The sequence below is a fragment of the Arthrobacter sp. SE2 genome (assembly GCF_058244265.1).
Genome location: NZ_JBZAYA010000019.1, coordinates 69,930 through 79,429, shown reverse-complemented (window position 1 = coordinate 79,429; position 9,500 = coordinate 69,930). Strand labels below are relative to the sequence as shown.

General features: G+C 60.6%; 6 protein-coding genes and 1 pseudogene. 3 read left to right on the top strand and 4 right to left on the bottom strand.

Annotation, left to right across the window (positions count from 1 at the left end; translation table 11 throughout):
• Positions 1-226: 226 nt before the first annotated feature.
• From AC4CS3_RS20255 to AC4CS3_RS20240, 4 genes and pseudogenes are all read right to left on the bottom strand, one after another.
• Positions 227-1,366: an ABC transporter permease gene (locus AC4CS3_RS20255; protein ID WP_490784940.1), complete on the bottom strand. Its 1,140-nt coding sequence runs from the start codon at positions 1,364-1,366 to the stop codon at positions 227-229.
• 232 nt (positions 1,367-1,598) lie between these two features.
• A pseudogene (locus tag AC4CS3_RS20250) lies at positions 1,599-2,090 on the bottom strand (ABC transporter ATP-binding protein); the annotation flags it as partial.
• Positions 2,090-3,586: a hypothetical protein gene (locus tag AC4CS3_RS20245; protein ID WP_490784939.1), complete on the bottom strand. Its 1,497-nt coding sequence runs from the start codon at positions 3,584-3,586 to the stop codon at positions 2,090-2,092. The gene AC4CS3_RS20245 and the pseudogene AC4CS3_RS20250, both read right to left, overlap by 1 nt.
• A 175-nt stretch (positions 3,587-3,761) precedes the next feature.
• Positions 3,762-4,169, bottom strand: coding sequence for a hypothetical protein (locus AC4CS3_RS20240; protein WP_490784938.1), 408 nt, complete (start codon positions 4,167-4,169; stop codon positions 3,762-3,764).
• 1,582 nt (positions 4,170-5,751) lie between these two features.
• On the opposite strand from AC4CS3_RS20240, the gene AC4CS3_RS20235 reads away from it, so the two are divergent.
• The 3 genes from AC4CS3_RS20235 to gcl all read left to right on the top strand — a co-directional run bounded on the left by AC4CS3_RS20235 (position 5,752) and on the right by gcl (position 9,486).
• On the top strand, positions 5,752-6,555 hold the full coding sequence (locus AC4CS3_RS20235) for a hydroxypyruvate isomerase family protein (RefSeq protein WP_284752973.1): 804 nt from the start codon (positions 5,752-5,754) through the stop codon (positions 6,553-6,555).
• Positions 6,556-6,678: 123 nt separating this feature from the next.
• On the top strand, positions 6,679-7,557 hold the full coding sequence (locus AC4CS3_RS20230) for a 2-hydroxy-3-oxopropionate reductase (protein ID WP_490784937.1): 879 nt from the start codon (positions 6,679-6,681) through the stop codon (positions 7,555-7,557).
• 150 nt (positions 7,558-7,707) lie between these two features.
• Positions 7,708-9,486: a glyoxylate carboligase gene (gcl, locus tag AC4CS3_RS20225; RefSeq protein WP_441414076.1), complete on the top strand. Its 1,779-nt coding sequence runs from the start codon at positions 7,708-7,710 to the stop codon at positions 9,484-9,486.
• The last annotated feature ends 14 nt before the right edge of the window (positions 9,487-9,500 follow it).

Genomic DNA, 9,500 nt, shown 5'->3' with positions numbered 1-9,500 from the left:
CAGGCAGCCAGTAAGCCCTGACCCCGCCGAAATCCTGCCTCGTGAAAGATCGAGGTTAATGGGACCTTTTGTCCCAATGGTCAAGGACATGAGCTCCATGCTCGCCTGGTTCGAGACCGGCAAATACGTCGCAGACACTTCGCGCCAAGCCGAAATATTCGGACCGGTCCCGACGGCGGAAAACGCGGGCGCGCGCTTTGCTCGGAGTCTGGGGCACGAGGCGGAGCTACAGGTCCCTCAGCGAGGAATCCGCGTCGAGCCGAGCGAGTCTTGCGACGTGGCCAACGGCTCCAAGGCACAGGAACAAAGGCACGCAGAGGAGCGCTCCGAGCACGAGCAGCCAGTTGGGCATTGCCCACGCAGCCACCGGCAAGAGGTCGAGCTGTAGGCCGCTGAAGACCGCCGTTCCTACGATGGAGCAAAAGGTTCCCAGGAGTGCACCCGCTACGCCAATGATGAGACCCACTGCCGCCAACTCGACCATGTAAACCCCTGCTATCGAGGCCCCCGACCAGCCGATGGCTTTGAGGAGACCCACTTCGCGAGCTCTCTGCTTGATCCAACTGCCACCAACAGACACTCCAACGCCGAGGCAGAAGATGATCAGGAACCCACCGATCACCCAGCTGACGAGGGCAAGAAGAGCAAACAGGCCTGACAGGGAGCGGATTTGGCCCGCGACGCTGTTCACTGAGTATCCGAGGGCTCGGACCTGGTTTTGTACATTGACCACTTCGTCTGCTGAGTCAACGCGAACATATGCGCGGGGATAGGTTAACCCTTTGGCATTTGGCCGGGCGTTGGCGAGTGTTGACTTGAGTAACTCGCGAGATACGTACGCGGCCTGCGCGCCATCCGTGCCCGGCGACGAGTTGTCATAGATTCCTGACACCCGGAGAGATATGGAAACGGGTTCCCCGTTGCCGGGGCCGATTTCCTTTGTGTACACGAAGCTCATTTCCTTGCCGAGCAACTGAGCGTATTTCTGGCCCTGTCCCTTGTCGGGAAGCAGGATCTGGCCTACCCCAGGGCCGTCTCCGGGCACGTCTCCGAGCAGTACTTTTGGGGCGATGCCACTGATAAATGGCGTCCCCATGAATGCACCGGGGTTGTTCTGAGATGGCCAGTTCGCCGGATCCTCGATGGCGAGGTCAATTTGCGCCCAGCCGGAGGACCCCACCACGTGATCGATTTGGTCGAACCGGGACAACGAGTCGTCGGTGATCTGGCGAGCTGAGTCTGGACCGACCGATGTCACCTCAACGTAATTCAGGGCGGAGTTGGTGGTGATCTTGTTTGAGTATGAACTTATGCCGGCCCCGACGATGCTGTCGGCGAAAATGAATACCGCGATGCCAAGACTCATCAGGACCGCGAGTGGCCTCAATTTCGATAGAGAAAGCCGCACTGACCTCGCAGCAAAGATTCTATTTCTGTTCAAGGAGCAACTCCTTCATAGGAAGCTGACGGTGGGCCACCTGCTGGAAGACTTGGTCGTGGGAAGCGACGAGGACACCGCACCCGCTGTTGGCGCCCGTTCGCATGGCGTCCAGGATGGCTTCAGTGTTTGTCGCGTCAAGACCCGAACTTGGTTCGTCCGCTAGTAGCAGCGATGGTTCGTTGATCAGTGCGCGGCAAAACGCGACTCTTTGTTGCTGCCCACCGGAAAGCCTCTTCGCTTGCCGGTCAGCGACCGCCGCAAGACCGAGGCGATCCAGCTGCTCCGTAATCGTTGCGCGTGTCATGGGCTGGCGGCTGGCAAGGAGGACATTTTCCAACGCCGTGAGTTCGGGCAGGAGGTTGCTGCTCTGAAACACCATTCCAATTTCGCTTGAGCGGACAAGACTAGCCGTCCGGGACGATGCCTTGGTTCTGTCGTCACCGTTGATCCACACCTTGCCGGCATCGGGGGTTGACAGAAGTCCGGAGATATTGAGAATCGTGGACTTCCCTGACCCTGACTCACCTCGCAACCAGACGATTTCACCAGCCTCGACGTTCAGGCTGACTCCAGAAAGGACCAACTGTCGCGTCCCGCGTTCATCTAAAAAAGCCTTGGCGATGTTTTCAAGACGCAGAACCGAGCTCATTAGTTCTCCCCGAAGTCGAAGGCACCCGGGACCGCAATCATGGCAGCTGAAATCGAGAGGCTACACGGTGACGCCTTGTCTGGTTCCATCCGATACAGAGACGGGAATTCTTTGCAGCCTTTCAGAGTCCGGAGTTCCTCGGCCGCCTTGTCGAAGTCGTTTGATCCGAGTCCGGACTGACTTGCGTTCGTCATGGCGGTCAACGCCCGAAAATAGTTCAGGCTTTTTCCTTTGGGGGAACGGATAATCTGCGGGAGAGCGGACTGGACGGCCGGAAACATTGATCTCACTTCTTGGCTGTTTGAGAAGTACATGGAGTTAGAGAGCGCCATCAGAGCGCCGGAGAGTAGGTCTTCAACTCCGGCGTCTGCATCGAATGCCTCCAGTCGAGGCAACCGGGCATTGGGCTCAAGCTGCACCAGAACGTCCACCAACTCGACGTACCCGCTGAGATTTGCGAACGTCACAGCGGCCGGAAGAGCTGCCCGTCCCCGATCGATGACCGAACCGTAGCTCCCCCAGGATGAAGATCCAGAACGCTTGAGCGCAACAAGCGCCTTGAGCTGAGAGATCAGATCGGTTTCGGGCGCCTTTAGCACCCGTTCCAATTCGTCTCGGGTTCGCTCACTTGCGACCTCTGGAAAGCTCGTGTCGAGGAGTCTCGCGGCAAGATACGTCCCGTGGACCGACCCTTTGGCGAGAGTTGATGAACGGATAAGTCCCGTCTTCTGGTCGACCCTGGGTACAATGCGGTCTTTGACAAGTCGCTGCGCCTCAGTCTTTGCGTTCAGCAATTCCAGGGAACGCAGCATTGAGGCGATCAGCGCGTCATCATGCACCTGGCTTGAAGCCAGAAGCCTAAGGATATGGTCTCTCGCATCGTTAGGAACGACCAGATCATCTTTAAGAGTTGCTCTCGCTTCAAGAACGGCTTGAAAGTCAAGGGTTGACTCATAGTCGCCAGGCAGCTTCTTGGAATCCACCTTCTTCAACGCTCGTTCCAATTCGCCGGGTTTCTCCTTTTGTAGAGCCGAATAGGAATCGAAGAGACGCCACAGAAGATAGGGCATGTCCGTGATCGAGTTGACGTCAATTGCGCCAAGCCGTACGAGCGCTTCTTCCACAAAGGACTTTCCTGCGATCACGGACCAGCCTTGCATCCTACCGATATCGCTCCAAAACCAGAGGGCGGCGATTTCCGCGCCTACATCCTGCTGCCTTGGAGGCATCGCGGCACTGGCCAATCTCTTCTCCAATTCGGCAGGCAAAGCTGCGCCGGCAGCCCTAATCAACTTGAGCGCCGACCAGAGCGTCGGCAGGTCGGCTGTGGACTGCTCACTCAGTGCTTGACGGACAGTCCTGTTGGCGTTGTCCGCGTCCAGCAGGTAGGAACCAAGGTCCTCGGAGTACAACGCTGTGGTGTACAGATCTCCACGCTCTTGGCCCTCCCCTTCGGGCATCCTTATGAGACCGTTGATTCCTTGGAGCTTCTTCAAGTCCTCTTGTATGGCAGACACATCGTTAGCCGGCGCGGAGAGACCGGCACTGCAGGCAGGCAGGCAAAGCATGGCCACGATTAGCACCGACACCAGTTTGGCGTTTCGTGTGTGCTGCAACTTTTGACGGCATATACCAAGGCTTCTTTTCATTACTGCAGTGCCGATCTCTTCGTCATACGCGCGCGGAAGCGGTGCGCAAATTGCCGTAGTAGTAAGCGGTGGCCGCCACATCCGCACCTAGGTAGAACGCTCCCCAACCCATGCAGACAGTGCCGCTCAGATAGGATCCGCGGGCGCCGTTACTGTTGGTCCACTGAAGTGTCGCCGGATTGCTGGTTCCGGATCCCGATACATTGACACCCTTGATGCTGATGGACCCAACTCCGTACTGATAGAACGATGTCGTGTTGCGGATCCAATTGGGTGATATGTTCATCACCGCCGATGAGGAAAAACTTCCACAACCGCCATTTGATACCGGCTGGATCCACATATTTGCCGTGATCGGCTGCCCGTTGTCGAAATATGCCGTACCCGATGCGCTAGTGGCCTGCGCTCCCGACGCGGCCCCGATTGCCATGAGCGCTGTCAGTGCTCCTGCCGCAACTGCCTTCCTTGCATTCCTAACCATTTTCATTCGATTCCCCATTCTCAATTACCGGTCGGTCTTGGAAGTCCGACCGCGTTTCTGGTCAGACATCAATATCGAACGTGTTCTCCACCCTGAGCCGATCGCCCGGAACGAGCCCGGGATCGCGGCTCGCGAGTCCTTTACTTCAAGTACGGAGGAGCCCGCTCTCGGCCCCAGATCAGGCGCTCCACGAACGAGACCAGCGCCAGCGCGAGAACGAACAACTTTCGCATCGCCGATGCCTAGAGACGACTGACGGATTTGTTTTGGGACGCGTCAGCATCGACGACGAGGGTCACGGTTCCAAGACAGATCGTGCCGATCGTCCAAAGCCATGTCGGAAGCGACCCGGGGAAGCCAACGGTCAATGCCGCCATGAAAACGCCACTACCCATCCCGCTGACCGCGAACAGACCAGCATCACGCTTCGGACTTCGCCTTGTTGTGAGCACTAAGACCAGGGCAGCCGCGCCAATAGCCAATGAGGTCCAGGCAAGCGGTGGGGTCTTCGGTTCGTGAAGGAGCCCGACAATAGTGCTGCCAGCGACACACGCGAGCACGAAAGCAGTGGCCGTCCTGCGGATAGCTGATGAAAAGATCATTTTCGGAACCTTTCTCGGGTCTGGGGGCCGAGCGGGCGTCGCAAAGGAGTTAGCTACGGCCGCTTGAGAGACAGGGATAACTAGGGTTCGCATGGTCGTTCGCTTTGTCTGTACGCTTCGAAAGCGTCTTTTCGGGCCCAGGAGGCAACAAGCGCTCCGTGGCATACGAATTCGATGCAAACCGCCGGGACGATAACCCAGCTCGACACGCCGGCTCTGGCGAGTGCACCGAATATCACGACGATGAGCACCGCACTAGCGATGTTGAACCAGCGTCGACCCGGAGTTGCGTTCATTGCCGTCAGGAGTTCGTCTAGGTAATAGAGCATTTCGATCCATTCCGAAGGCCGCCGTCACCGGCAGTAACCGCCTGTGCAGCGGCACGCCGCAGCCCTGATCGCAGCGGGCCCGGGATCGCAGTAGCACGGGCTGGCGTTGCCGCTAGGACTTCCCGAGCAATCAAGACGCGATTTTTCATGAATCCCCCAATCGATCTGTGGTTCCGATTGGAAATCGAAACTGATACGGGAAGGCTAAGGGCGAAAAAGCCGTCTCAGTGCAAAAAAGGGGAAACTCAGTGCTGGGAGACCCGAATCTCAGTGTGGAATCGGGCAATCTCCGTGTGGTCGGTGTCGCATCTCCGTGTAAATCGAGGGTGAGCACGTAGAGAGGTGTCTCCATCGGGCGGCGAGGCCAGACTGGACTTCGCATGCCAGCCCGGCCCCTCCCAGCCCGCCCAACCACGCCACTTGGTATCCCAAACCCCTCCCCACGGATCACCCCCTTGACTCCCACCCCCTCCTTCCCTAAACTTTTCATAAAGCAGAATCTAAATTCCACAAAGCGGAAACTCAGCAAGGCGAACTAGCCCCAGAGAACAAGCCAAGCGGAAGATGGATCCCAAGCCCTCCCCCGGAAGGACACCTACGATGACGTACACAGTGAACTGCTCCATCCTCCTGACGGAGCTGCCCCTGCTCGAGCGCCCCGCGGCCGCGAAGGCTGCCGGCTTTGACGCCGTCGAATTCTGGTGGCCCTTTGAAACCTCCGTCCCGTCGGACGCCCAGGTAACCGAGTTCGAGAACGCCATCAAGGACGCTGGCGTTCAGCTCACCGGCCTGAACTTCAACGCCGGCAACATGCCGGGCGGCGACCGCGGCCTGGTTTCCTGGCCCGCCCGCTCCTCCGAGTTCCTCGACAACATCGACGTTGTGGCAGGCATCGGCGAGCGGCTCGGCTGCAAGGCCTTCAACGCCCTCTACGGCAACCGCGTGGACGGCGAATCGGCCGAGAAGCAGGACGCCATCGGTGCCGAAAACCTGGCCAGCGCCGCAGAAGGCGTCGCACGCATCGGTGGCACCGTCCTCCTCGAGCCCGTCAGCGGCGCCCCCAAGTACCCGCTCCTCAAGGCCGCCGATGCCCTCAAGGTGATTGCCCGCGTCAAGGAAGAATCCGGCGCAACGAACGTCAAGCTCCTCGCCGACTTCTACCACCTCGCGGTCAACGGGGACGACGTCGCAGCCGTCATCGAGAACCACGCCAAGGACTTCGGCCACATCCAGATCGCCGACAACCCCGGCCGCGGGGCTCCCGGAACCGGTGAGCTTCCCCTCGGCGAATGGATCGCCCGCAGCCGCGAACTCGGCTACGAAGGCTACATCGGCCTCGAGTACAAGGAACCGCAGGAAACGGCCTTCAGCTGGGCCATCCGCCAGCGCGCCACCTCCCACTAGCGAACGCCAACCGCCCAACTGAGTAGCAGTTGATGTCGTTTAGAGCCCTCAAAACGACAACAACTGCGAGCTAGTTGGGTCCAGCACACCTGAGCTAAAACAAAGACTTCAGTAAGGAAAATCATGAGCAACGTTGCAGTTATCGGACTCGGAATCATGGGCCTCCCCATGGCCATCAACCTGGTCAAGGCCGGCCACACCGTCACCGGATTCAACCGCAGCCAGGACAAGATCGACAAGCTCGTCTCGGAAGGCGGCAAGGGTGCCACGAGCATCGCCGACGCCGTCAAGGATGCCGACGTCGTCATCACTATGGTGCCGGACTCCCCCGACGTCGAAGGCGTCGTGAGCGGCCCGGACGGTGTCTTCGCCAACGCGAAGAAGGGCACCCTCTGGATCGATGCGAGCAGCATCCGCCCGGACGTCGCTGTCCGCCTCTCGGCAGACGCCGTCGCAGCCGGCATCCGCCCGCTCGACGCCCCGGTTTCCGGCGGCGAACAGGGCGCCATCGACGCCGTCCTGTCCATCATGGTTGGCGGCGACGCAGCCGACTTCGAAGCGGCACAGGATGTCCTCAACGCGGTCGGCAAGACCATCGTCCACGTCGGCCCCTCCGGCTCCGGCCAGACCGTCAAGGCAGCGAACCAGCTGATCGTGGCCGTCAACATCGAGGTCCTCGGCGAGGCTATCGCCTTCCTTGAGGCCTACGGCGTGGACACGGACGCAGCCCTCAAGGTCCTCGGCGGGGGCTTGGCCGGCTCCAAGGTCCTCGACCAGAAGGGCCAGAAGATGCTCGACCGCAACTTCGACCCCGGCTTCCGCTTGGCCCTCCACCACAAGGACCTCGGCATCGTCACCTCCGCAGCCCGCGAAGCCAACGTCGCAATCCCGCTCGGCGCCGTCGTCGCTCAGCTCGTCGCCGCCACGGTCAACCAGGGCGACGGCGGACTCGACCACTCCGGCCTCTTCAAGCAGGTCCTCCAGCTCTCCGGTCGAAAGTAAAGCCGGGCCGCAAGGAAGCCGCCCGCCCCAAAAGGGCGGAAACAAGCGAAAACCAACAGCCGGCGTCGGGCACTTCCGACGCCGGCTCCCCCAGACACACCCAAATATCCGCCCGAAGCGGGCAAAAACAGACTTTTCAAGGAGCACACCATGACGAAGATGCGCACTGTAGACGCAGCCGTCGCCATCTTGGCAAAGGAAGGCGCCATCGAGGCGTTCGGCCTGCCAGGCGCGGCAATCAATCCCTTCTATTCCGCGATGCGGGCACACGGCGGCATCCGCCACACCTTGGCCCGCCACGTTGAAGGCGCCAGCCACATGGCTGACGGCTACTCCCGTGCAGCGGACGGAAACATCGGTATCTGCATCGGCACCTCGGGCCCCGCAGGAACGGACATGATCACCGGCTTGTACGCAGCCTGGGCAGACTCCATCCCCATGCTTTGCATCACCGGCCAGGCCCCCGTTGCCAAGCTGCACAAGGAAGACTTCCAGGCCGTGGACATCGAGTCCATCGCCAAGCCGGTCACCAAGATGGCCATGACCATCCTGGAACCGGGCCAGGTTCCCGGCGCCTTCCAGAAGGCGTTCCAGCTGATGCGCTCCGGCCGTCCGGGCCCGGTCCTGCTGGACCTGCCGTTCGATGTGCAGATGGCCGAAATTGAGTTCGACATCGACGCTTACGAGCCCATCGCCGTCGAGAAGCCGAAGGCCAGCCGCAAGCAGCTGGAAAAGGCACTGGACATGCTCACTGCGGCCGAGCGCCCACTGATCGTTGCCGGGGGCGGCATCATCAACGCCGGCGCTTCCGCGCAGCTGGTTGAGCTGGCCGAACTGCTGAACGTTCCGGTCATCCCCACCCTGATGGGCTGGGGCACCATCCCCGACGACCACGTGCTGATGGCCGGCATGGTGGGCCTGCAGACCTCGCACCGCTACGGCAACGAGACCATGCTGGCCTCCGACTTCGTCATCGGCATCGGCAACCGCTGGGCCAACCGCCACACCGGCGGGCTGGACACGTACACCGCCGGCCGCAAGTTCGTGCACATCGACATCGAGCCCACGCAGATCGGCCGCGTGTTCTCCCCCGACTTCGGCATCGCGTCCGACGCCGGTGCGGCGCTGGACGGGCTGATCGAGCTGGCACGCGAGCGCCAGGCAGCGAAGTCCCTGCCGGACTACTCCGCGTGGGTTGCCGAGTGCACCGCACGCAAGGGTTCCCTGCAGCGCAAGACCCACTTCGAGAACGTGCCGATCAAGCCGCAGCGCGTGTACGAAGAGATGAACAAGGCTTTCGGCAAGGACACCACCTACGTGTCCACCATCGGCCTGTCGCAGATCGCCGGCGCGCAGCTGCTGCACGTCTTCGGCCCGCGCAAGTGGATCAACGCCGGCCAGGCCGGCCCCCTGGGGTGGACATGCCCCGCAGCCCTGGGCGTTGTCCGCGGCAAGCCGGACGAGACCGTTGTTGCCCTGTCCGGTGACTACGACTTCCAGTTCATGATCGAAGAACTGGCCGTGGGCGCACAGTTCAACCTGCCGTACATCCACGTGGTCGTGAACAACTCCTACCTGGGCCTGATCCGCCAGTCGCAGCGCGGCTTCAACATGGAACAGAATGTGTCCCTGGCATTCGAGAACATCAACTCCCCGGAAACAAATGGCTACGGCGTGGACCACGTCAAGGTTGCCGAAGGCCTGGGCTGCAAGGCGATCCGCGTGGAGAACCCGTCCGACCTGCCTGCCGCGTTCGACAAGGCCAAGGCACTCATGGACGAGTTCAAGGTTCCCGTCGTGGTTGAAGTGATCCTGGAAAAGGTCACCAACATCTCCATGGGCGTTGAAATCAACGGGGTGAACGAGTTCGAAGAACTCGCCGAGCGCGGCGAAGACGCACCCACTGCGATCATCGCCCTGCTGGACTAGTAAGTACTGAAGGA